The sequence below is a fragment of the Siccirubricoccus deserti genome (assembly GCF_014283215.1).
Taxonomy (GTDB): domain Bacteria; phylum Pseudomonadota; class Alphaproteobacteria; order Acetobacterales; family Acetobacteraceae; genus Siccirubricoccus; species Siccirubricoccus deserti.
The window spans coordinates 15,422-38,050 of sequence record NZ_JACOMF010000007.1; the positions used below are offsets into that span (position 1 = coordinate 15,422).

General features: G+C 70.9%; 18 protein-coding genes. 10 read left to right on the top strand and 8 right to left on the bottom strand.

Features of this window, described 5'->3' with window-relative positions; all coding sequences use genetic code 11:
* Window positions 1-111 precede the first annotated feature (111 nt).
* The gene (locus tag H7965_RS08190; protein WP_222440518.1) at window positions 112-2,649 is read left to right on the top strand and encodes a PAS domain S-box protein; all 2,538 of its coding nucleotides are present in this window, start codon (window positions 112-114) and stop codon (window positions 2,647-2,649) included.
* 409 nt (window positions 2,650-3,058) lie between these two features.
* The gene (locus H7965_RS08195; RefSeq protein ID WP_186770081.1) at window positions 3,059-4,126 is read left to right on the top strand and encodes an NAD(P)H-dependent flavin oxidoreductase; all 1,068 of its coding nucleotides are present in this window, start codon (window positions 3,059-3,061) and stop codon (window positions 4,124-4,126) included.
* Between the two features lie 31 nt (window positions 4,127-4,157).
* Here the strand turns inward: H7965_RS08195 and H7965_RS08200 are convergent, their stop codons facing one another.
* The 5 genes from H7965_RS08200 to H7965_RS08220 all read right to left on the bottom strand — a co-directional run bounded on the left by H7965_RS08200 (window position 4,158) and on the right by H7965_RS08220 (window position 9,369).
* Window positions 4,158-5,105, bottom strand: a complete 948-nt coding sequence (locus tag H7965_RS08200) for a Bug family tripartite tricarboxylate transporter substrate binding protein (RefSeq protein WP_186770082.1) — start codon at window positions 5,103-5,105, stop codon at window positions 4,158-4,160.
* A gap of 77 nt (window positions 5,106-5,182) precedes the next feature.
* A complete protein-coding gene (locus H7965_RS08205; protein WP_186770083.1) occupies window positions 5,183-5,827 on the bottom strand; it encodes an antibiotic biosynthesis monooxygenase family protein in 645 nt (214 codons plus the stop codon).
* Window positions 5,828-6,059: 232 nt separating this feature from the next.
* A complete protein-coding gene (locus H7965_RS08210; protein WP_186770084.1) occupies window positions 6,060-6,719 on the bottom strand; it encodes a polysaccharide deacetylase family protein in 660 nt (219 codons plus the stop codon).
* A gap of 82 nt (window positions 6,720-6,801) precedes the next feature.
* Window positions 6,802-8,088, bottom strand: coding sequence for an NCS2 family permease (locus H7965_RS08215; RefSeq protein ID WP_186770085.1), 1,287 nt, complete (start codon window positions 8,086-8,088; stop codon window positions 6,802-6,804).
* A 54-nt stretch (window positions 8,089-8,142) separates the two neighbouring features.
* Window positions 8,143-9,369 (bottom strand): polyhydroxyalkanoate depolymerase, encoded by a 1,227-nt coding sequence (locus H7965_RS08220; protein WP_186770086.1) that lies wholly within the window; start codon window positions 9,367-9,369, stop codon window positions 8,143-8,145.
* Window positions 9,370-9,506: 137 nt separating this feature from the next.
* On the opposite strand from H7965_RS08220, the gene H7965_RS08225 reads away from it, so the two are divergent.
* A complete protein-coding gene (locus H7965_RS08225; RefSeq protein WP_186770087.1) occupies window positions 9,507-10,223 on the top strand; it encodes a glutathione S-transferase in 717 nt (238 codons plus the stop codon).
* Window positions 10,224-10,515: 292 nt separating this feature from the next.
* On the opposite strand, the gene H7965_RS08230 is transcribed toward H7965_RS08225, so the two are convergent.
* Window positions 10,516-10,839 (bottom strand): DUF962 domain-containing protein, encoded by a 324-nt coding sequence (locus H7965_RS08230; protein ID WP_186770088.1) that lies wholly within the window; start codon window positions 10,837-10,839, stop codon window positions 10,516-10,518.
* Between the two features lie 91 nt (window positions 10,840-10,930).
* Between H7965_RS08230 and H7965_RS08235 the strand changes: the two genes are divergently transcribed.
* A complete protein-coding gene (locus tag H7965_RS08235) occupies window positions 10,931-12,547 on the top strand; it encodes an MFS transporter (RefSeq protein ID WP_186770089.1) in 1,617 nt (538 codons plus the stop codon).
* A 151-nt stretch (window positions 12,548-12,698) separates the two neighbouring features.
* Here the strand turns inward: H7965_RS08235 and H7965_RS08240 are convergent, their stop codons facing one another.
* Entirely contained in the window at window positions 12,699-13,220 is a 522-nt protein-coding gene (locus H7965_RS08240; protein ID WP_186770090.1) for a DinB family protein, read from the bottom strand.
* Window positions 13,221-13,418: 198 nt separating this feature from the next.
* Here H7965_RS08240 and dps point away from each other — a divergent pair, with 198 nt between their 5' ends.
* Window positions 13,419-13,937 (top strand): DNA starvation/stationary phase protection protein Dps, encoded by a 519-nt coding sequence (gene dps, locus H7965_RS08245; RefSeq protein WP_186770091.1) that lies wholly within the window; start codon window positions 13,419-13,421, stop codon window positions 13,935-13,937.
* A gap of 53 nt (window positions 13,938-13,990) precedes the next feature.
* Here the strand turns inward: dps and H7965_RS08250 are convergent, their stop codons facing one another.
* Window positions 13,991-15,274, bottom strand: coding sequence for a CAP domain-containing protein (locus tag H7965_RS08250; RefSeq protein ID WP_186770092.1), 1,284 nt, complete (start codon window positions 15,272-15,274; stop codon window positions 13,991-13,993).
* 281 nt (window positions 15,275-15,555) lie between these two features.
* Here H7965_RS08250 and parE point away from each other — a divergent pair, with 281 nt between their 5' ends.
* From parE to H7965_RS31685, 5 genes are all read left to right on the top strand, one after another.
* Window positions 15,556-17,538 carry a DNA topoisomerase IV subunit B gene (gene parE, locus H7965_RS08255; RefSeq protein WP_186770093.1) on the top strand — a complete coding sequence of 661 codons (1,983 nt, stop codon included), beginning with the start codon at window positions 15,556-15,558 and terminating at the stop codon, window positions 17,536-17,538.
* 214 nt (window positions 17,539-17,752) lie between these two features.
* Complete coding sequence (locus H7965_RS08260; RefSeq protein WP_186770094.1) at window positions 17,753-18,250, top strand: hypothetical protein; 498 nt, start codon at window positions 17,753-17,755, stop codon at window positions 18,248-18,250.
* On the top strand, window positions 18,243-19,088 hold the full coding sequence (locus tag H7965_RS08265; RefSeq protein ID WP_222440519.1) for a class I SAM-dependent methyltransferase: 846 nt from the start codon (window positions 18,243-18,245) through the stop codon (window positions 19,086-19,088). The genes H7965_RS08260 and H7965_RS08265 overlap by 8 nt, the downstream gene beginning before the upstream one ends.
* A gap of 13 nt (window positions 19,089-19,101) precedes the next feature.
* Window positions 19,102-19,443 carry a hypothetical protein gene (locus tag H7965_RS08270; protein WP_186770095.1) on the top strand — a complete coding sequence of 114 codons (342 nt, stop codon included), beginning with the start codon at window positions 19,102-19,104 and terminating at the stop codon, window positions 19,441-19,443.
* Window positions 19,444-19,698: 255 nt separating this feature from the next.
* Complete coding sequence (locus H7965_RS31685) at window positions 19,699-22,569, top strand: PAS domain-containing protein (protein WP_186770096.1); 2,871 nt, start codon at window positions 19,699-19,701, stop codon at window positions 22,567-22,569.
* The last annotated feature ends 60 nt before the right edge of the window (window positions 22,570-22,629 follow it).

Here is a 22,629-nt window from a genome sequence, read left to right on the forward strand (position 1 = left end):
ACCAGTCAACACCTCCAGGGCGGATGCCGCCTGCCCGCTTCGGCGCATCTGGTGCGGTCCGCTGCCGGGGATGTGAGTGTCATTCGCTGCCTGGCCACGAGATTTCGTACTATGTATTCGCGCTTGCGCGCTCCGCCGGCGCAGCCCGACGGGATCTACCAGTCGATCATGCCGAGCCAGCAGCCCCCCGCGCCGGCGCCTGCCGAAGGTCACGGCGATTTCCTTGCCCATGGCGGCGCGACCGGCGCGCTGTTGCGGCAATACGACTGGAGCACATCGCCGCTCGGCCCGCCCTCCGGCTGGCCCGCCGCGCTCCGCACCGTGATCGACCTGATCCTCGACTCGCGTCAGCCGATGGTCGTCGCCTGGGGGCCGGAGCTCGGCATCCTCTACAACGACGCCTATGGGGAGGTGCTACGCGCCCGCCACCCACGGGCGCTGGGCCAGCCCTTCCAACAGGTCTGGTCCGAGATCTGGGACGAGATCCTCCCGCTGATCCGACGCACGCTGGCCGGCAAAGCAACCCTGGCGGATAATCTCCTGCTGGCGACGGAGCGGAACGGCCGCCGGGAGGAGAGCTGGTACGATTTCTCCTTCAGCCCGCTACGCGACGCGGCCGGGCAGGTCATCGGCCTTTTCTGCGTCTGTGCCGAGACCACCTGGCGGGTGCTGGCCGACCGCGCCCGGGCCGAGACCGAGGCGGCGCTGCGGGAGAGCGAGAATCGCTTCCGGAGCCTGGCCGACGATGCGCCGGTGATGATCTGGACCACTGATGCCACGGGCCACTGCATCTGGTTCAACCGTCGCTGGATCGAGTTCACCGGCCGGGACGCGCAGAATGACCTCGGCTTCGGCTGGCTCGCGGCGGCGCATCCCGAGGACCACGCGCGGGCCGAAAGCACCTTCATCGCCGCCAATGCCAGCGCCGCCGATTTCACCGTGGAATACCGGCTCCGCCACCGCCACGGGGACTGGCGCTGGGTGCTCGCCACCGCGGCGGCACGGCGCGGCCCGGGTGGCGAGTTCCTCGGCTACATCGGCTCGGTCATCGACATCTCGGAGCGGCATGCAGCGGAGGTGGCGGCGCACGCGCTGAACGACGCGCTCGAGGCGCGGGTCGCCGAACGCACCGAGGAACGCGACCGGCTCTGGCGTATCTCCCGCGACCTGATGGTGGTCGCCGACTTCGACGGCGGCGTTCGGGCGGTAAACCCGGCCTGGACCGCGGTGCTCGGTTGGACCAAGGCCGAGTTGCATCGCACCAACCTGTTCACCCTGCTGCATCCCGACGACCTTGGTCCTGCCAGGCAGGAGACGGCGCGGCTGGCGGCCGGGCATACCACGCGGCATTTCGAGACCCGCTGCCGCCACAAGGATGGCAACTGGCGCTGGATCTCCTGGATGGCGGCGGCGGAGGAAGGGCTGGTCCATGGCGTTGGCCGCGACGTAACCGCGGAGCGGGAGGCGACCGAGGCGCTGCGCGCCACCGAGGAGCAACTGCGGCAGGCGCAGAAAATGGAGGCGCTGGGCCAGCTGACCGGCGGCATCGCGCATGATTTCAACAACCTGCTAACCGGCATCATCGGCTCGCTGACGCTGATGCAGCGCCGGGTGGCGGCGGGCCGCGCGGTCGAGGCGGAACGCTATGTGGAGGCGGCGACGCAATCGGCACGGCGGGCGGCGGCGTTGACCCAGCGGCTGCTGGCCTTCGCCCGCCGCCAGCCGCTCGACCCCAGGCCGGTCGATGCCGCCCGGCTGCTGGAGGACATGGCGGAGCTGCTGCGGCGGACCATCGGCCCCGCCATCGCGCTCGAGATCGGTGCCGAGCCGGGGATCTGGCCGATCCTCTGCGATCCCAGCCAGCTGGAGAATGTGGTCCTCAACCTGGCGATCAATGCGCGTGACGCCATGCCGGACGGTGGCCACCTCTGCATCGGCTTGCGCAATGCCAGCTTGCCGGCGGGAGGCGAGCTGGCAGCTGGCGACTACCTCTGCTTGGACGTCATCGATACCGGTGCGGGCATGACGCCGGCGGTGATGGCCCGCGCCTTCGACCCCTTCTTCACCACCAAGCCGATCGGCCAGGGCACTGGGCTCGGTCTCTCCATGGTCTATGGCTTCGCCCGGCAATCCGGCGGCGTGGTGCGGCTCCACTCCAGGCCGGAGAAAGGCACCACGGTGACGCTCCTCCTGCCGCGCCATCGCGGCGGCATGCCAGCCGAGCCGGCCCTCGCCACCGCCGGCGATGGCCAGTGCCACGCCCAGGGCAACGAGACCGTGCTGGTGGTGGAGGATGAGGCGGTGGTGCTCGACGTGCTGACTGAGGTGCTGCACGACCTCGGCTACCGCACGCTGCATGCGACCGACGGACCGGCCGGGCTGGAGATCCTGCGCGGCGCCGAGCGGCTCGACCTGCTGGTTACCGATGTCGGGCTGCCGGGCGGGATGAACGGGCGGCAGCTCGCCGACCAGGCCAGGCTGCTGCGGCCGGGGCTGAAGGTCCTGTTCGTCACCGGCTACGCCGAGGCGGCCACCCTCGGCACCGGCTCGCTGGAGCCGGGGATGGCGCTGCTGACCAAGCCCTTTTCGGTGGAGACGCTGGCGGAGCGGATCCGCGACATGGTCGGCGGCGCGACGCGCCCAGGCTAGCAACGGTCACGACCGGCGGCGAAGCAGGCGCCGGGCACCGATGCCGCCCGCCGCTGTGCCCGCAACGACGATGGCTAGGAAGGCAGGGGCCCTGCACCGGCTACCGCCCCACGTGCACAGGAGTCGCCCTCAGGGCTGCACAAGGCGTCAGCGATGAGCCCGGCCGCTATGATGCCAAGCCATCCCGGAACATGAAGGCGAGGCCGCCATGCGCGATCGTCGCGAGCAGGACTAGGCACCAGGATCTTCAACATCGCTAGCCGCTCTGGCGCCGTTCCGAACTATGGGGCCATGGCTTCGTGGGACGCCACCCTTGCAGATGCTCGTGCGGTGCCGATGGCGGTCCCACCGCCGCGGCTCTGGCGTCTGGCGCGCTGGACGGCCACCTTGGGCTGCGGAGGGAATGACCATGACCGATGCCCGTAGCCGTGCCGCCGCCTTCTGCTCCCGCCATGACCTGCGCGTCCCGATCCTGCAGGCGCCGATGGCCGGAGCCTGCCCGCCGCCGCTTGCCGCCGCGGTTGCTTCGGCCGGCGGCATGGGCGGCTTCGGCGCGCTGATGAGCAGCCCGGCGGCCATGGCCGACTGGGTCGCCAGCTTCCGCAGCCGCAGCAACGGCGCCTTCCAGATCAACCTCTGGATTCCCGACCCCGCCCCGGTCCGCGACGCGGCGCATGAGGCACGGGTGCGGGAGAGGCTGGAGCGGCTGGCCGGCATCGCCGTGCCGGACCCCGGCCCCGGCCCCTTCGTCCAGGATTTCGCCGCCCAGCTGGAGGCACTGCTGACAGCGGGGCCGGTGGTCGCCTCCTGCATCATGGGGGTCCTCCCGCCGGAGGTCGCGGCGCGCCTGGCCGAGCGCGGCATCGCTTGGTTCGCCAATGCGACCACGGTCGCCGAAGCCCGCGCCGCCGAGGCTGCCGGCGCCGCGGCGGTGGTGGCACAGGGTGCCGAGGCCGGCGGGCACCGTGGCAGCTTCGACCCTGGTGCGGCCGAAGCCGGGCTCAATGGGCTGTTCGCGCTGCTGCCGCAGGTCGTGGATGCGGTGGGCATTCCGGTGATCGCGGCCGGCGGCATCATGGACGGCCGGGGGATTGCCGCGGCGCTGACCCTCGGCGCCAGCGCGGTCCAACTCGGCACCGCCTTCCTCCGCTGCCCGGAGACCGGGCTGCACCCGGCCTGGGCGGCGGCGCTGGCTGTTGCGAAGCCGGAGGATACCGTGCTGACCCGCGCCTTCTCCGGCCGGCTGGCCCGCGGCATTCGCAATGCGGTCACCGAGGCCTTCGCCGGGGACCTCCGCCCGGCCCCCTATCCGGTGCAGCGCGCGATGATGGCGCCGGTGCGGGCGGCGGCCGAGGCGGCCGGCGACGCCTCCCGCATGCAGACATGGGCCGGCCAGGGCGCCGCCCTCGGAACGGCGGAGCCGGCGGGGGCACTGGTGCAGCGGCTGTGGGCGGAGGCGCAGGCGCTGCTGCCGTAGGGTCGTGAAGGGCCGGGCTCCCGGCCCTGCCCTACTCCGCCGTGATGCCCGCCGCCTGCACCACCTCGCGCTGCCGCGCCAATTCGCTGCGGGTATGGTCGGCAAGCTCCTCGGGCGTGCCGCCCATCACCTCCAGCCCCTGCCGCTCCAACTCCGCCCGGGTCGCCGGGTCGGTCAGCGCCACATTCACCAGCGCATTCAGCCGGCCGATGACCGGCGCCGGCGTCCCGGCCGGGGCAAAGACGCCCCACCACCCCTCCACCACCGCGCCGGGCAGCCCGGCCTCGATCAGCGTCGGCACCTCGGGAAAGAGGAAATGCCGTGCCTTGCCAGTCACCGCGAGGGGGCGGATCGCACCGCTGCGGATGTGCGGCAGGAAGCCGAGCGGGTGGTAGACCATGGCATCGAGCGTACCGTTCAACAGGTCGGCGATCGCCCGCGCGCCGTCGCGGTAGGGCACATGGGTCAGCGTGACACCGCTGCGCAGCGCGATCAGCGCCTGGGTAAGGTGGCCGGTGGTGCCGGTACCGGCGGTCCCCACTGAAAGCGTCTGCCTGCGACCGAGTGCCAGGAACTCCGCGTCATCCCCCGCCCCGAGTTGCGGCCGCGCACCGAGCACCACGCTGGTGCGGGCGAAGCTGGCGACCGGCGCGAAATCGCGCAACGGGTCGTAGGGGATGCCCGGCATGATGATCGGGTTGGTCGCCATGGTGCCGCTGGTGCCGAACAGCAGGGTATGGCCATCCGCCGCCGCCTGGGCGACCGCCGCGCTGCCGACCGTGCCGCCGGCGCCGGCCCGGTTGTCCACCACCACCGGCTGGCCGACGCCGCGAGAGATGGCGGTGGCGGCGATGCGGCCGAGGATGTCGGTGGTGGTGCCGGCGGCGAAGGGCACGATCATCCGCAGCGGCCGGTCCGGCCATTCGGCGGCACGGGCCGGCAGCGCGGCGAGGCTCGCCAACATGGTACGACGCAGCATGGCGCAGGATCCTCCCCGTTGGCCGGCGCCGCCGGTGCAGCGGTGCGACTTGGCACGGCCTGACGCTTCCCGGCGGCTCAGGCCGCAGGGTCGCGCCCGGCCGCGGGTGAGGTCACCAGCAGGACACTCATCCCGGAGGCACTCTCCGGCGGGTCGGGCAGAATGTCACGCAGCTTCGGCAGGAGTGCTTGGGTGAAGTGGCTGGCCCAGGCGTTTGCCGCCTCGGCGTTCTGCCAGAAGGAGATGGCGGCGCCGCGGGTGGGGTCCTGGTCGGACATCAGGTTGACGAAGCCGCGGAAGCCGGCCTGCCCCCGCATAACCGGCAGGATGTCCTGGTCGACCCGTCGCCTCATCTCCTCGATCGAGCCCCGGCGCCCGGTGTAGCGGTTCACCCTGGCGAAAACCTTGTCCGTCGCACCGCTGCGCAGCTGCGTCAGATCGTGGTTTGCCGACCCGCCCTGCATGATCTCGGGCGGGCTCCGTATCCATCCACTGAGATTGGCCTGCACCCAGGCACGGACCTTGTCGTAGGCGGCGTTCGCTGCCTCCCGGGTGTCGAACAGGCTGATGGAATGAAGGTCGGCATCATCACCCGTGATGACGCAGTAGGCGGCGAAGCCGTCTGACTGCCTGAGGATGGGAAGCAGGCCCTGGATTGCCTTCGGGACCATCTGCTCGGCCGTTGCGCCAATCCCGCGATACCGCCGTATCGATACGTACATGGCGATCTCCTCCCTGAAGACCTACAGCGGATTGCGTTCACGCCGCTCCACGATCCGCTCCGGGCAGCAAACCGTGCTCCGCATCAGGCATCATGATCAAGGATATTGGGCTGTGGTGGATGAGCGCTGCAGCGCGTGCCTGATGGAGCGCCTCCGCTACTTCCTGTGCGTGGCTGGTGTCTTGCCCAGGTCTCGTTTCAGCGATCTGGTGGGGAAGGACGGCAGGCGCGGTTCAGGGTGCGGGATCCGCCGAGACATAACGGTCAAGCGCCTCGGTCGGCACGCCGGCGCGCAGAGGCACGCAGGCTGCCGGGGGCGTGGCGAGGAACTCCACCCCGAGGTCCTGCCAACGCCCCAGCACCCGGTCCAGATGCCGCATCGCCCCGTTCGGCAGGTCATGCAGCACCATCAGCAGCGGCCCGGTTGCCGCCGCATGCTGGGCGAAAGCGGTCGCCGGCCAGTCATCCGGCGCGGCGAAGTCGCGCGGCACGGCGTTCCACAGCACCACCGTATGGCCACCCGCCCGCAGGTGCCGCACCGCACTGGCGTTCAGCAGATGCGGCCCGAGTTCACCGCCGCCGCCATTCGGCCGGAACAGGCGCTCCGGCTCGCGCAGCCTGCCGAGCAGCGCATCGGTCTTGGCGATCTCCGCCACCGCCTCGGCGCCGCCGCGGCGTCCGAGCGGCACCCCATGGGTCAGGGTGTGGTTGCCGACCGGATGCCCCTCCGCCCTGGCGCGCTCCGCCAGCGCCCGCCGGGCCGGGTCGCGCAATTTCTCTCCCACCACGAAGAAGATCGCCGGAATGCGGCGGCGGGCCAGCACATCGAGCACGAAGGGAGTCGCCTCCGGCTCCGGCCCGTTGTCGAAGCTAAGGCAGATGGGGCTGGGCACGGCGGCGTCCTCGCGCGGAACGGCGAGGATGCGTCCGCCCCGCCGCCTGGGGCAAGGCCCGGCGGCACAGGGGCCGCCGGCGTCAGCCCAGGATGAGCTTCACCAGGCACAGCCCGGCCAGCAGCCAGACTGCGGCGGTGACCTCGCGCGCCCGCCCGGCCGCCGTCTTCAGCATCGCATAGGTGATGAAGCCGAGGCCGATGCCGGTGGCGATGGAGAAGGTGAAGGGCGTCGCCAGGGTGGTGATCACCGCGGGCACGTATTCGGTCGGGTCCTCCCACCCCAACTCGCGCAGCGCCTGGACCATCAGACAGGCGACGAAGACCAGCGCCGGAGCGGTGGCGAAGCCGGGAACGCCGGTGGCGAGCGGCGAGAGGAACAGCGTCACCAGAAACAGCACCGCGACGGTGACCGCGTTCAGCCCGGTGCGCCCGCCGGCCTGCACGCCGGAGGCGCTCTCCATGTAGCTGACCGTGGTGGAGGTGCCGAGCACCGCGCCGATCACCGCGCCGCCGCTGTCCGCCAGCAACGCCGGCCCGAGGTTGGGCACGGTGCCGTCCTTGCGCATCAGCCCGGCGCGGCGGGTGGTGGCGATCAGCGTCCCGGTGTTGTCCAGCAGGTCGACTAGGAAGAAGCTGAAGACGATGCCGGTGATGCCGATACCCAGGGCGCCGGCGATGTCGAGGTGCAGGAAGGTGGGTGCCAGCGACGGCGGCAGGCTGACCACTCCGCCGATCTCGGTCAATCCGAAGGGCACGCCGAGCGCCGCGGTGATCAGGATGCCGAGCACGATGGCCCCCGGCACCCGCCACACCGTGAAGATGCCGATCAGCAGGAAGCCGACGGCGCCAAGCAGGGTCGCCGGCTCACGCAAATCGCCGATCCCGAGCAGGGTGGCCGGGTTGTCGATCACCAGCCCCATGGTCTTGAGGCCGATCAGGCCGAGGAAACAGCCGATGCCGGCGGCGATGCCGAGCTTCAGGCTGAGCGGGATGCCGTTGATCAGCCATTCCCGCATCTCCAGCACCGACACCAGCATGAACAGCAGCCCGGAGAGGAACACCGCCCCCAGCGCCACCTGCCACGGCACCCCCATGCCGAGCACCACGGCATAGGCGAAATAGGCGTTCAGTCCCATCCCCGGCGCCAGGGCAATGGGGAAATTCGCCAGCAGCCCCATCAGCGCCGAGCCGATGGCGGCGGCCAGGCAGGTGGCGACGAAGGCGGCACCCTGGTCGACCCCCGCCTGCGCCAGGACCGCCGGGTTGATGATGACGACATAGACCATGGTCAGGAAGGTGGTGACGCCGGCCAGCCCCTCGGTGCGCAGGTTCGTCCTGCGTTCCGTGAGATGGAAGAACCGGTCCATCCGCCGCTGCCACCTGCCGCCGAACCGCCGAGCGGCCGCCGTCGCCCGCTGCATTCAGAGGGCGTCCGAATAGGACTGGATCATCTCCCGCACCCGCGGATAGATCTCCTGCGCCCAGCGCCGGCCGCTGAATACGCCGTAATGGCCGACGCCGGTCTGCAGGTGGTGACGCTTCATCGTCACCGGCACGCCGCGGCAGAGGTCGAGCGCCGCCATGGTCTGGCCCACCGCGCAGATATCGTCCTTCTCGCCTTCCACCGTCATCACCGCGGTGCGGCGGATCGCCTCCGGCCGCACGCGGCGGCCACGCCATTCCAGGGTGCCGAGCGGCAGCGCATGCTGCTGGAACACGGTGCCGACGGTCTCCAGGTAGAACTCGGCCGGCAGGTCCATGACGGCCAGGTACTCGTCGTAGAAGCGGCGGTGCTGCCCGGCCTTGGCCAGGTCGCCATCGAGCAGGTGGAGGAACTGGTCCTGGTACGCCTTGGCATGCCGGCCGAGGTTCATCGACATGAAGGCCGTCAGCTGCAGCGCACCGGGGTAGACCCGCCGGCCGCCGCCCTTGTGCCGCCAGGGCACCTTGGCGACCAGGTTGCGCTCGAACCAGTCGATCGATTTGCTGTTGGCCAGCTCGTTCACCTTGGTCGGCTTGATGCGGGTGTCGATCGGCCCGGCCATCAGGGTCATGGTCCGCGGCGTCGCGCAATCGCGCTCCTCGGCCATCAGCGCGACCGCCGAGAGCACCGAGACCACCGGCTGGCACACCGCCAGCACATGGCTGCCGGGACCGATGGCGCGCAGGAACTCCATGATGTGGGCGGTGAACTCATCGAGGCCGAAGCGCCCCTCGGCCACCGGGATGTCACGGGCGTTGTGCCAATCGGTGATGTAGACGTCGTGGTCCTGCAGCAGCACCTGCACGGTGTTGCGCAGCAGGGTGGCGAAATGCCCGGACATCGGCGCCACCACCAGCACCCGCGGCAGCCTCACCTCAATGGCCTTGCGGAAATGCAGCAGGCTGGCGAAGGGCGTCGCCTGCACCACCTCCTCGGTGACCGCGACCACGCGGTTGCCGACCCGCACCGCGTCGATGCCGAACGCCGGCCGGGTATGGGTGACTGCGTAATCGGCGAAGACCTCAAGCGCGGCGCGGGTGGCGTGGAGCGGGAAGAAGGCGGGATGCGCGCTGTCCATCGTCGAGAGGATGCCGCCCCAGCCGCGCGCCAGCCGTCGCATCGGCGTGAGCAGGTCCTGCCGGGCCTGGTAAAGATGGTAGATCATAGGCAGGCGGGTACTCCGGGGGCGGCGGACGACAGGGTGCAGCATGGCAGCGTCCCTATCGTGGCAGTGATGTACCATTTCGCAACAGCGAAGGCGCTGCTAGTCTCGATCCACGCCGCCAAGCCGAGGAGACAGCGATGCCCGAGCCGAAGCGCCGCAGGGCCGCGCCGCCGGAGGCACCCGCCGTGGCCGTGCCGGCGGTGCTGCACATCAGCAGCCGCAATTACTCCTCCTGGTCGATGCGCGGCTTCCTGCTGGCCCGGATGGCGGGGCTCGACTTCACCGTCGACACCGTCTCGCCCGACGATCCCTCGGCGCGGGCGGAGCTGCTGCTGCAATCCTCCTCCATCCTGCTGCCCTGCCTCTCGCACGAGGGCGCCGAGCTGTGGGACACGCTGGCGATCGCCGAATACCTGAACGAGCGCTACCCCGAGGCGCGGATGATGCCGGAGGAGCGCATCGCCCGCGCCCGCTGCCGGGCGATCAGCGGCGAGATGCATGCCGGCTTCCACGCGCTGCGCTCCACCCTGCCGATGAACCTGCGGACGACCATCCCCGGCTTCACCATCTGGTCGGCGGCACGGGCCGACATCGAGCGTATCCTGAAGCTTTGGCGCGACTGCCTGGCGGAATGGGACGGCCCCTGGCTGTTCGGTACCAGGCCGAGCGTCGCCGATGCGATGTTCGCCCCGGTGGTCACCCGCTTCCGCACCTATGCGGTGGCGCTGGACCCGGGCTGCGAGGCCTATGCCCGCACCATCCTGACCTGGCCGGCGGTGCGGGAGTGGATCACCGCGGCGGAGCGCGAGCCGGAGCAGGGCATCGCCGAACTCGACCTCGACGCCGAGTTCTGATGCATCCCCGCGAAGCCGCTGGGCGGCTTTGCAGGACCCTCGGGACCTCTCCCGACCAGCGCGTCGGCCGCCTTCCGCCGCCAAGCCGTGGAAGGTCACCAGCAGGCATTGGGTTCCACGGGCCTGGCTTCGGATCCGGAGTGGTGGCTCGGTTACGGCGCAGGTCGGGCGGCGGGCGGCCGCCTACAGCGGATTTACGCGCCGGGGCATTCGCGCCCTCCGCGATCCGTCCTGACCGAGTTCGTTGCGATATTGCAGCCACGCTGCCAGCTCGCCGGACGCGGGCCCGACCCTACAGCCCGTGCCGGCGCAGTTCCGCCCCGAGCCGGCCGGTGACCGCCAGCCAGGCCATGCGCAGATCGCCACGCAGCGACCACAGCGGGTGACGGAAGGTGGCGGGGCGGTTGCGCTCCACCAGCAGATGCGACCCCCAGGCGCAGCCGTAGCCCAGCACCGGCGCCAGCAGCATCAGCCACCACGACCCGGCGATCACCCCGGCCAGCAACACCGCCGCCCCGGCCAGGGTCCCGCCGACATGCACCGCCCGGGTGGCCGGGCGGGCATGGTCCCGCAGATAGGCAGGCCAGAACGCCTCGAAGCCGCCATCAGTTGCCATAAGGTCCGAGTTGGGGCGGCGGGCCCGGCCTCGCAAGCTTGTCGCCGTGGTTTCCCTTGGCGCCGCGACCGGCCACGGGCAGAAGCGGTCCATGCCGAGATTCGCCCCGCGACGCATCCCCCTGCCGCGCGCCTTCCTGCCGCTGCGCCATGGCGTGTTCCGCAGCCTCTGGCTGGCGACCCTGGCCAGCAACATCGGCGGCTGGATGCAGAACACCGGCGCCGGGTGGCTGATGACAAGCCTCGATCCCAGCCCGATGATGGTCAGCCTGGTGCAGGCTGCCTCCATGCTGCCGGTCTTCCTGCTGGCGCTGCCGGCCGGCGCTCTGGCCGACATCATTGACCGGCGGCTGTTCCTGATTGGCGCCCAGGCCTGGATCCTGGCGATGGCGCTGATCCTGACGGCGCTGACCATGACCGGCAACATCGGCGCCTGGGGGCTGCTGGCGCTGACCTTCGCGATCGGTGCGGGCAGCGCGATGAACTTCCCCGCCTGGGCCGCCACCACCAATGAGCTGGTGCCGCGCGAGGACCTGGTCGGCGCCATCGCGCTCAACGGCATCGGCTTCAACCTGGCCCGGGCGCTCGGCCCGGCGATCGGCGGCTTCGCCATCGCCTGGGCCGGGCCGGAAGCCGCCTTCGCGCTGAACGCAGTCGCCTTCCTGGTGCTGATCCTGGCGCTGCTCCTGTGGAAGCGGCGCGAGGCGCCGGGGGGCGGGCCGAAGGAGCATCTGGTCTCCGCCATGCGGGCCGGGCTGCGCTTCGTCTCGGCCAGCCCGGCGATGCGGGCGGCGATCCTGCGGGCCTGCACCTTCTTCCTGTTCAGCGCCGCGGTCTGGGGGCTGCTGCCGCTGTTCGTACGACAGCAACTGGGCCTTGGGCCGCAGGCCTTCGGGCTGATGCTCGGGGTGATGGGCGGCTCGGCGGTCGCCGCCGGCTTCGCCCTGCCGGCGCTGCGCGGGCGGCTGGACCGCAGCGGGATGGTGCTCTGGGCCTCGCTCATCGGCGCGGTGTCGATGGCGCTGCTGGCCGTCGCGCAGCACTGGGCGCTGGCGGCGCTCGGGATGCTGCTCTACGGCGCCTCCTGGATCGCCGCCGGCAGCACCCTGGCCGCGGCAGCGCAGCTGGCGGCGCCGGGCTGGGTGCGGGCGCGGGCGATCGCGATCTATCAGCTCAGCTTCTTCGGCGTCATGGCGGCGGGCGCGGCGCTCGCCGGCTGGCTCGGTGGGCGCTTCGGGGTGCCGCTGGCGCTCGGCGCCGCCGCGGTGGGTGCCGCGATCGCCGCCGTGCTGGTGCGGCGCTGGCGGATCGATTCCGTCGCCGTGGCGCAAACCCCGGCTACCGTCGCCGCCATCCCGCAGCCGGAGGCGCCGGCGGATGAGCTTCGCCCGGTGCTCGGCGAACGGTCGGGCCGGGTGCTGGAGGTGGTGCGCTATCGCATAGACCCGGCGGAACGCGCCGCCTTCCTTGCCGCCATGCAGGAGGTACGGCGGGTCCGGCTGCGCTCCGGCGCCGAGGATTGGCGGCTGTGCGAGGATGTGGCGCATCCCGAGCGCTGGGTGGAGCTCTGGGCAGTGGCAAGCTGGACGGAGCATCTGCGGGAGGCAGCGCGACTGACCGATTCCGACCATGCGGCCCTGGCCCGTGCAGCGGCGCTGCACCGTGGCGAGCCACCCGAGGCGGCCCGGTTCATCCAGGTGGAGCCATAGGGCTTCCCCGTGGAGCCGTGGCGCAGCCTTGCGAGGCCCCGGCTGGCCCCTCCCGGTCAGCACTTCGGCACGGCCTTGCGCGGCAATGGCGGGGAAGGACACTCCAAAGGCAACTGATTCCCGCGGGCATCCGGGCGACCGGAAGAGGAAGCTATTGCGGCGCCACGGCAGCGACGCGCTGGAAGGCCAGCAGGTCGAGCACCGGCGTCCCTTCGCGCCCCAGCACCAGCCCGAGCAAGTGATGCGCCTGGCCGCGGTGGTGGGTCTGGTGGTTGAACAGATGGGCCAGCGCCTGATGCAGCGGCTGGGATTGCGCCGCACCGCTGGTGGTGGCGTAGGTAAGCGGCGCGGCCAGCCGCGCCTCATCCAGCGCCGCGACGTAGCCGATCAGCCGCTCATCCTCGGCCTGGCGCGCCGTCTGCAAGGCGGCGAAATCCCCATACGGCATCGCATCCAGCCGGGTGCCGCGCGGGCTCTCGCCCTCCAGCCGCGCCAGCCACAGGCGGTCGGTCACCAGCAGATGGTTCAAGGTGCCGAGCAGCGAGCCGAAGAAGGCCCCGCGATCCTCCGCGAGCGCCGCCGGCGTCAGCCGCGCCGCGGCGGCATAGAGGCGCTGGTTGGCCCAGCGGTTGTAGCCGGCGAACATCCTTACATGCTCCTGGCGCGGTCCCATGCTGATCCTCCACGAGGGGCGTCCGCAGGATCATCGCCAGGGCAGAATCCGGACGCCAGCGTGGTTGCGCACATGTTTGTCATGCGCCCGGCGGCGGCGTTCCGGCGCTGGCATATGGCAGACGCAACGCGCCGGGGGTGGCCCTCGGCGCGAGGTGTCGCCACATCTGCATGTGCAACACCCAAGAGGACAGCAAGCATGGCGAAATCCGCCGATAAATCCGCAGCCATCCAGTCCACCCGCAACGACGTGCCGACCAACGCCAAGCAGGTCTCGATCGGCGTGCTGCAGGGCTGCCTAGCCGACTCGACCGACCTGTTCAACGCCACGCGCCAGGCTCATTGGAACGTCAAGGGCCCGCATTTCGGCGAGTTGCACCGGCTGTTCGAGGAATTCTATACCGCCCTCGTCACCTCCACCGACGATCTGGCCGAGCGCATCGTCCAGCTCGGCGGCACCGCCAATGGCACCAGCCAAGTGGTCGCCGGCGGCACCCGCCTGCCGCCCTACCCCACCGACCTCTACGCCGGCATGGATCATGTGAAGGCTCTGGCCGACCGCTACGCCATGGTCGCCAAGACCCTGCGCGAGGGCATCGACCAGACCGACGAAGCCGGCGATGCCGACACCGCCGACCTGCTGACCGAGCAGTCCCGCGCCACTGATAAGATGCTGTGGATGCTGGAAGCCCATCTACCGGCCGACAAGGCACCCTGACCCCAGGGCGCCGGTCGCTGTCGAGGGGCGTCCGGCGCCCCTCGCCGCGCCGATCAGGCGATAATCGCGTGGTCGCCGAGCGCGGCGACCGTCGTCCCGTGCAGCGCCGCGATCTGGACGAAGCGATTGCCACCGCCGTCCATGTCCAGCTCGACCCGCACCCCCGAGCCACCTTGGGTGAGCCGCAGATAGCCGCCCGCCAGCAGTTGCGCCTGGGTGTCGAGTCCGGCGCCGAACAGCGCCGAAAAATCCAGCAGGTCGCCCGCCGCGGCAGCGAAATCCATGATGCTGTCATGGCGGTCGGACAAGGCCAGGAAGACGAAGTGGTCGGCGCCGGCGCCGCCGGTCAGCGTGTCGGCCCCCGCGCCGCCGATGAGCCGGTCGTCGCCGGCATCGCCGTACAGCCGGTCGGCCCCGTCCCCGCCCTCCAACGTGTCGTTGCCGCCGCCGCCCTGCAGCCGGTCATTGCCACCAAGGCCCTGGATCAGCTCGGCTGCGGCGGCGCCCTTCAGCGTATCCGCCGCCGCGGTGCCACGCAGGGCCGCCGGCGCCGACGTGACATCGGCATCCAGGTCGAGCTTGACGTTGACACTGCCGATGACCGCGGTCTTCGTCACCGGCGCCGCCAGACCGCCGCCGGAGAAAGTCACCGAATAGCTCCCCGTCGGCAGGGCGAGTTGCCAGCCGCCGGCGTCCCAGCTGGTGGCGTGCCAGGTCTGGCCGGCGGTGTTGCGGATGTCGATCGAGACGCCACCCAGCCCCTCGCCGGGGTCGTAGAGATGGTCGCCGTCGCGGTCGTCGAAGGTGACGCCGAGCAGAAAGCTCGCGCTGCCGGAACGGGCGAAGACCTCGGTCGCGGTGATGCCGTTGCTGCCCTGGTACTCGCCGGTGGCGACGCCGATGCCGATCTCGCTGAAGCCGGTGCTCTCGATGTTGGTGCGGTGGCCGGGGCTGCGGAACAGTCCGGCATGGAAGCTGTCGATCTGCGCCTGGGTGACGGCGCCGCTGCCGCCCCAGGTGATGGCGATGTTCTCGCCCCAGCTCCAGCTGCCGGTGAAGCTGTAGCCTGCCGCCTTCATCCGGTCGCCGGCGCTGCTGCCGTTGGCTCCGGTGTGGGAGAAGGTGTCGGTGGCCAGCATCCAGGCACTGTGGGCATCGGCGGCGTCGAGCAGCGCCGCGTTGAAGGCGAGCGGCGCCTTGGCGGCGGTGGAGATGGTACCGGCGGCCAGCCCGTCGTTCAGGCCAATGCCATGGCGGGCAGCCTCGGCGGCCGGGTCGGCCCGGGCGCGGTTCACCAATTCGAGGAAATACTGCTCGTAGGCATTCGGCTGAGCCATGCGTAATGTCCCTGCGGCTGGTGCCCGGCGGCGCCGGGCGATATCGGGGCGGGGCGCCCTCCCCTTCGGTTGGTCCGGGCCCCGCCGCGGTGCAGGCTTAGCGATAAGGAATACTAAATACAACTTATGCGCGCATTTGGTGTGCGCCATAGGGGTTGCGAGTCGCCCTGTGAGGGCGGGTTCCCAACAGCCGGCACGCGGCCGCAGCCCTGACCTAACGCCAACGGCGTTGTTTCCCGCCGCCACCAAGGTTATCTTGGGCCGGAATACGGGAACAAGACATGAACGATCTGTTCGGCGGGCGCCGGGCCGGGCGCAGCGTGGCCCCCGAGCCCGCCTCCTACTCCGCCAAGGATATCGAGGTGCTGGAGGGGCTGGAGCCGGTCCGACGCCGGCCCGGCATGTATATCGGCGGCACCGACGAGACCGCGCTGCATCACCTCGCCGCCGAGATCATCGACAATTCGATGGATGAGGCGGTGGCTGGCCATGCCGATCGTATCGAGGTGACCTTGGAGCCCGGCAATTGGCTGACGGTGCGCGACAACGGCCGTGGTATCCCGACCGACCCGCACCCAAAATTCCCCAAGCTCAGTGCCTTGGAAGTCATTTTTACGACGCTGCATTCGGGCGGCAAATTCAGCGGCAAATCCTATGAGACCTCCGGCGGCCTGCACGGCGTCGGCAGCAGCGTGGTCAATGCGCTGAGCGAGCGGCTGGAGGTGGAGGTGGCGCGCGACCGCACCCTGTTCACCCAGGCCTATTCCCGCGGCAAGCCGCTCGGCAAGCTGAAGAACGCCGGCGCCATCCACAATCGCCGCGGCACGTCGATCCGCTTCAGGCCGGACCCGGAGATCTTCGGCAAGCTGGAGTTCAGCGCCGCCAGGCTGTACCGGCTCTGCCGTTCCAAGGCCTATCTCTACCGCGGTGTCGAGATCCGCTGGGCCTCCGACCCCACCCTGGTGAAGGACGACACCCCGGCCCAGGCCATCCTGCACTTCCCCGGCGGCCTTGCCGACTTCCTCGGCTCGGCGATCGAGGGCCGCAGCCAGGTCACCCCTGCCCCCTACGTCGGCGAGGTGGCGTTTGCCGACAACGCCGGCCGGGTGGAATGGGCGATCACCTGGCTGGAACAGGGCGAGGGCTTCCTCTCCACCTATGCCAACACCATCCCGACCAGCCAGGGCGGCACCCATGAGGCTGGGTTGCGCGCGGCCCTTGTCAAAGGCTTGCGGGCCTATGGTGAGCTGAAGAAGGAGAAACGGGCCACAAGCGTCACCGCCGAGGATTTGTTCTCCGGCATGGCCGGCATGCTGAGCGTTTTCATCCGGGATCCGCAATTCCAGGGCCAGACCAAGGAAAAGCTGACGAGTCCGGAAGCCTCCCGGCTGGTCGAGGCCGCCATGCGCGACCATTTCGACCACTGGCTGACCGGCGACCCCGGCAACGCGGACAACCTCCTCGCCTGGGCGGTCGAACGGGCGGAGGAGCGCATCCGCCGGCGCGAGCAGAAGGACACCCCGCGCAAATCCGCGACCCGCAAGCTGCGCCTGCCCGGCAAGCTGGCTGATTGCGCCCGGGAGAGCGCCGAGGGCACCGAACTCTTCCTGGTGGAGGGCGACAGCGCCGGCGGCAGCGCCAAGCAGGCGCGCGACCGCGAGACCCAGGCGGTGTTGCCGTTGCGCGGCAAGATCCTGAACGTCGCCTCAGCATCAGCCGATAAGCTACGACAGAATCAGGAATTGAAGGATTTGATCGAGGCGCTCGGCTGCGGCGCGGGGGATCGTTTCGACATTGCCCGGCTGCGCTATGGCCGGGTCGTCATCATGACCGATGCGGATGTCGACGGCGCGCATATCGCCGCCCTGCTGATGACCTTCTTCTACAAGGAGCTGCCGGAGCTGGTCCGCCAGGGCCGGGTGCATCTGGCGCAGCCGCCGCTGTACCGGCTGCAGGCCGGCGGCAAATCGGTCTATGCCATGAACGATCAGGATCGAGAGCGGCTGCTGAAGAAGGAGTTCAAGCCGAACCAGAAGGTGGAAGTCAGCCGCTTCAAGGGGTTGGGAGAGATGCCCCCGGCGTCGCTCAAGGAAACCACCATGGACCCGAAGAAGCGCACCCTGCTGAAGGTGGTCCTGCCGCCGGAGGAGCGCGCCCGTACCGCCGAGCTGATGGAAGCGCTGATGGGCCGCAAGCCGGAGCTGCGGTTCAAATTCATCCAGGAGAATGCGGCGAAGCTGGATGAGGCCGAAGTAGACGTCTGACTTGGCGGCTACCGCGCAGGGCGGGTCACGTCCCTCCGTCATGCGCGGACTTGATCCGCGCATCCGATCCCGTGCGGGAGCGGCGACCAGGTCAGGCCCGCCGATGGACCGCGCCCGGAAGCGTGATCCCCGGCTGGGGCGAATTCCCGGCATCATCCCTCGCGATCGGCGTTATGTTGCAACGCAGCATAACCTCGAACCCCAGGATTTCCTGATGCAGCATGACGTGACACCCCCGGACCAGCCGCCGGCTGATGTCCTGTCCAGCCTCGGCCGGCACCACTCCCGCACCGGCGCGCTGGCATTGGCGGCGACCGAGGTGCTAGTCCGCCGCATGCATCTCGGCGGTGCCGCCATGGTCTTCCCGGCCGGTGCGGATCATGCCGAATTCGCCCGCATGGTGCCGGAGAAGGCGCGTGCCTTCGCCGATGCCGGCACCGCCCTGCTCAACCAGACGGTGCTGATCGGCCAGGAATTGACCGGCCTCGCCCTCCGGGAAGCAGCGCGTGGCGCCAGGGTCGCGGCCGAGGTGCTGGCCAGCCCGACCCCGATGGGCCTGCTCGCCACCCAGGCGGATGCCGCACGCGCCTGGTTCGGGCAGTGGGTGGCCGGCGCCGGCGCCATGGCCCGGCTGGCGCTGGAAGCCCATGCGGCGGTGATGGCGCCGATCGACCAGGCGGCCGCCGCGAACGTCAAGCGGCTGCGTGGCTGAACGATCGGAGCCTCCGGACCCTGGCCCGGCCCGGATCGCCCCGGGCCTCGATGGGGTGCCGGAGACCATGCTCTGGTCGCTGTACAACCGCGCCGCCGAGGCCGCCCGCCCCGACGGCGTCCTGCGGGACCCCGAGAGCCTCCGGATCATGCAGGCGCTCGACTACGATTTCGCCGGGCATTTCGGCACGCCGGGAGGCTCGCTTGCGGCGCGGGCGGCGGCAATCGACGGCGCCCTCGCCGCCTGGCTCGGCGAGCATCCGGAGGGGCTGGTGATCTCGCTTGGCGAGGGTCTCGAAACCCAGTCCCGCCGGGTCGACAATGGCCGCATGCGCTGGCTGTCGGTCGACCTGCCGGAGGCGATCGGACTGCGCGAGCGCTTCCTGCCGCCAACGGAACGCTTCCGCCACCTGGCGGCCAGCGCTCTCGACCCGGGTTGGATGGCGGCGGCCGAGCCGGGGGTGGCCGTCTTCGTCGTGGCGCAGGGGCTGCTGATGTATCTGGAGCCCGCCGCCGTCGCCGGGCTGCTCGGCCGGATGGCGGAGCGGCTGCCGGGGGCGCGGCTGGTCTTCGACACCATCCCGCCCTGGTTGTCGCTGCTGACCCTGCGCGGGCTGCACCACACCCCCCGCTACCGCCTGCCGCCGATGCCCTGGGGCATCGCCCGCGACGCCATCGCGCCGACCCTGATGCGCTGGTGCCCGCGGCTGGGCGCCGTCGAATTCCTGCCCTATACCATGCCACGCGGCCTGGGAGCCGTGCTGGGCCGCGCCATGGCGGCGACGCCTACCCTGCGCAACCAGTTGCCAAACTTGGTACTCACCGGCTTTCAACAATGAGATGACTGCCGACATGCCTGACGGTCGCGGTCCCTTGTCGCTCCGTCGCCGGCGCGGGCTTTTCCTGTTGCTGGCCAGCCTGGCGCCGTTGCCGGGCACGGCGGCCGAGCCCGGCCCGCGCGACCGGGCCGGGGCGGCGCGCGAGGTGGCGCGGCGCTACCTCTGCCCGCATGGCGGCAGCCCGGTCCGCGGCCGCTGCCGCCCCGCCGCCAGCGCCCCCCTTGTCGCTGGCGGTAGCGCCGGCTGGGACGCCGGACTGCCGCCGGCGAACAGGCACCAGCAGGATTGTCCGGATGGCACTAGGCCCGGCACCGCCATGGCCAGACCGGAGGCGGTGCGCTGCCTGCCCTGGTGAGTTTCCTTCAACCATTGGTCACTTTTCCGCGAAATCGTCTCACGGTTATTGGATTGCTCAATTCACCATGGGATCAAGCGGCTGATCCGCCTTCGGCGCGGCCCCTTCGACTCGCGCGCAGGAAGGAATTGCATGACGCCTGCTGGCCCGAACGCCAGTCCGGCGAAAGCCTCACCGGGATCCACGCCGGACACCCGAGCCTTGCTGGCATCCGGCACTGGGTCGCCAGGGAGCCGGGCCCCTGACTCGCGCGCCGTGAACCTTGTGGGCTCCACCACGGCGCGCCGCACCGGGCTGCTCCTGCTGGCCACGATCGTCGCGCTGCCGTTGCTGGTCACCGGCGTCGGCGCTTGGCGGTCCTGGCAGGGCATCTGGCGCGAGGCCACTGCCGAGCTGACCCGCACCGCCGATGCCGCGGCGGAGTACGGCATGCGCGTGCTGGTTGCCTATGCGCTGGCGGCGCGGCAGGTGGATGCGCTGGTGGCTGGCCTCTCCGATGCCGAGATCCGGGCCCGCGAGCCGGAGCTGCACGCGGCGATGAAGGCGCTGGTCTCGGAGCTGCCGCAGGCCGAGAACAGCTTCATCATCGACCGCACCGGCGTGCCGCTGGTCGCCTCCAGCCTCCTCCCGGTGCCGCGGGTGCGGACCGCGGCGGACCGCGACTTCTTCATCGACCTGCAAAGGGACGACGCCCCCCAGGTTCATGTCAGCCAGCTCTACATCGGCCGCTTCGACCACCGGCCGTTCTTCGCCATCAGCCGCCGCCGGACCCGCACCGGCAATGGCCTGCCGCCGGGCGAGTTCGATGGGGTGGTCAACGTCTCCGCCTTTCCCGAGCGGTTGGCGGCGGGGCTGCAGCAGGTGCAGGTCGGCAGCGGCTATACCCTGTCACTGATCCGCGCCGATGGCGCGGTGCTGGTGCGTACCGGCCCGCCGGTGGAGCCGGGCGTGCGGGTGCCGGCAGGCAGTCCCTGGCGCGCCCAGGTCGCAGCCGGCATGCAGCGGGCCACCTATCAAACGGCGGACGAGGGTGGCGGGCAGCTGGTCGCCCTCACCCGGCTCGGTGGCTTCCCGATCTACGCCACGGCGCAGCGGTCGCGCGCCGGCATCCTGCCACTGTGGTGGCGGGAGGTGGCTCCGCAGCTGGCCATCGGCCTGCCGGCCAGCCTGGCGCTCCTTGCACTGGTCCTTTTGGTCCGCCGCGGCCAGCAGGACCTGCTGGACAGCAATGCGACGCTCGAGGCACGCGTGGCGGAGCGGACCGCCGCGCTGCGGGAGGTATCGGACGCGCTTGATCTCTCGCCCAGCATGATCACCGACCTGACCGGGCATGTGGTGCACTGGTCGGCTGGCTGCGAACGGGTCTACGGCTGGACGCGGGAGGAGATGCTCGGCAAGCGGGCCCGCACCATGCTGAAGACCGAGTTGCCGCCCGGCGGCATGGGCCCCATCACCGCCGCCCTGGAGCGCGACGGGAGCTGGCAGGGAGAGCTGCGGCAGTGCCGCAAGGACGGCACGCCGATCGTCACCGGCGCCCACTGGACCTACCGCCTGGACCCGGTGACCGGCCGGCCCAACGGCTATGTCAGCACCCGCACCGACCTGACCGCGCTGCGCCAGGCCGAACGTGCGGCGATGCAGAGCGAGGCACGGCTGCGCCGGGCGCAGGAGGCGAGCGGGGTCATCGCCTTCGAGATCGACAGCCACGGACTGGGCGCCACCGACCCGTCGCTGCCAACGCTGTTCGGCCTGCCGCAGGGCCCGCCCTTCGATCCGCCCGGCATGCTGACCCGCATCCACCCCGAGGACATGATCCGGCTGGCCGAGGAGCACCGCAGGCTGGCCCGCGCTGGCGGCACTTTCGCCACCGAGTTCCGCGTGGTCTGGCCGGACGGCTCGGAACACTGGCTGCTCTCGCGCGGCGAGGCGGAGCCGGATCCGGACGGCGGCCCGCTGCCGGCGCGCATCCGCGGCGTCTGCCTCGACATCACCGCCCGACGCCGGGCCGAGGCGGCGTTGACCGAAAGCGAGGAACGGCTGCGGCTGGCGCAGGAGGCCGCCCGGCTCGGCACCTACGACTACGACTATGCCGCCGGCCGGGTGACCTGGGACTCCCGGATGCGAGCGCTGTGGGCACTGCCCGAGGATGTACCGATCACCCGACGGCGCTTCGTCGAGGCGATCCACCCGGACGACCGCGCCCTGCGCCGCGCCGCCGTGCGGCGCGCCATGGACCCGTCCGGCGAGGGGCTCTACCAGCTGGAGCTGCGGGTCGTGGGCATCGCCGATGGGCGGGAGCGCTGGATCGCGGCGACCGGCCAGGTGCGCTTCGCCGGCGGGCGGCCGGCGCGGCTGGTCGGTATCGCCATGGACATCACCGACCGCAAGCAGGCCGAGACCCGCAACCAGCTCCTGATGCGCGAGGTCGACCACCGCGCTAAGAACGCCCTGGCGGTGGTGCAGGCGGCGCTGCGGCTGTCCCGGGCCGAGAGCCCGGCGGAGCTGGTCCGGATCATCGAAGGGCGGGTGGCGGCGCTGGCCCGGGCGCAGACCATGCTGGCGCAACGCCGCTGGGAGGGCGCCGAGCTGCGCGCCCTGATGGAGGGCGAGCTGGCACCCTTCCTCGGCCCGGACACCGAGGACGCGCCCCGCGCCGTGCTGCTCGGCCCGCCGGTGACGATCGCCGCCCAGGCGGCGCAGCCGCTCTGCATGGCGCTGCATGAGCTGGCCACCAATGCGGTGAAATACGGCGCTCTTTCGGTGCCGGGCGGGCTGCTGACGGTCACGTGGCGGATCGAGTCCGGCGGCCGCATCCTGCACCTGGTCTGGCGGGAGTCCGGCGGTCCGCTGGTGGATGCGCCGCCGGCAGGCCGCGGCTTCGGCTCACGCGTCATCGAGCAGACCGTGCAGGCGCAGCTTGGCGGCAAGCTCAGCCGGCTGTGGCTGGCGGATGGGTTGCGCTGCGAGCTGCTGGTGCCGCTGCGCAGCCAGGAGCCGTCGGAGATGGAGGAGATGCCGCCAACGCCGGCCTGGGGCCCGGGGCGGCTGCCGGGTGGATCCTCATGCGCGACGTCGCAGCAGAACGCGGCCCATGGCCGGCCGCGGATGCTGCCCAGCTGCGGCTGAGGCCGCCTCATGGCGATTGGCGTTCAGACATGCACGCCAATCGCCGTAGCTTGTTGTTTG

What these genes read in the sequence shown, in the direction of transcription:
- H7965_RS08240 (WP_186770090.1), bottom strand. Translation starts at nt 13,220, where the DNA reads ATGGGACCGCGCCAGGAGCATGTAAGGATGTTCGCCGGCTACAACCGC.
- H7965_RS08235 (WP_186770089.1), top strand. Translation starts at nt 10,931, where the DNA reads ATGCCGAGATTCGCCCCGCGACGCATCCCCCTGCCGCGCGCCTTCCTG.
- H7965_RS08225 (WP_186770087.1), top strand. Translation starts at nt 9,507, where the DNA reads ATGCCCGAGCCGAAGCGCCGCAGGGCCGCGCCGCCGGAGGCACCCGCC.
- H7965_RS08190 (WP_222440518.1), top strand. Translation starts at nt 112, where the DNA reads ATGTATTCGCGCTTGCGCGCTCCGCCGGCGCAGCCCGACGGGATCTAC.
- H7965_RS08205 (WP_186770083.1), bottom strand. Translation starts at nt 5,827, where the DNA reads ATGTACGTATCGATACGGCGGTATCGCGGGATTGGCGCAACGGCCGAG.
- H7965_RS08270 (WP_186770095.1), top strand. Translation starts at nt 19,102, where the DNA reads ATGCCTGACGGTCGCGGTCCCTTGTCGCTCCGTCGCCGGCGCGGGCTT.
- dps (WP_186770091.1), top strand. Translation starts at nt 13,419, where the DNA reads ATGGCGAAATCCGCCGATAAATCCGCAGCCATCCAGTCCACCCGCAAC.
- H7965_RS08200 (WP_186770082.1), bottom strand. Translation starts at nt 5,105, where the DNA reads ATGCTGCGTCGTACCATGTTGGCGAGCCTCGCCGCGCTGCCGGCCCGT.
- H7965_RS08220 (WP_186770086.1), bottom strand. Translation starts at nt 9,369, where the DNA reads ATGATCTACCATCTTTACCAGGCCCGGCAGGACCTGCTCACGCCGATG.
- H7965_RS08195 (WP_186770081.1), top strand. Translation starts at nt 3,059, where the DNA reads ATGACCGATGCCCGTAGCCGTGCCGCCGCCTTCTGCTCCCGCCATGAC.
- parE (WP_186770093.1), top strand. Translation starts at nt 15,556, where the DNA reads ATGAACGATCTGTTCGGCGGGCGCCGGGCCGGGCGCAGCGTGGCCCCC.
- H7965_RS08250 (WP_186770092.1), bottom strand. Translation starts at nt 15,274, where the DNA reads ATGGCTCAGCCGAATGCCTACGAGCAGTATTTCCTCGAATTGGTGAAC.
- H7965_RS08260 (WP_186770094.1), top strand. Translation starts at nt 17,753, where the DNA reads ATGCAGCATGACGTGACACCCCCGGACCAGCCGCCGGCTGATGTCCTG.
- H7965_RS08230 (WP_186770088.1), bottom strand. Translation starts at nt 10,839, where the DNA reads ATGGCAACTGATGGCGGCTTCGAGGCGTTCTGGCCTGCCTATCTGCGG.
- H7965_RS08215 (WP_186770085.1), bottom strand. Translation starts at nt 8,088, where the DNA reads ATGGACCGGTTCTTCCATCTCACGGAACGCAGGACGAACCTGCGCACC.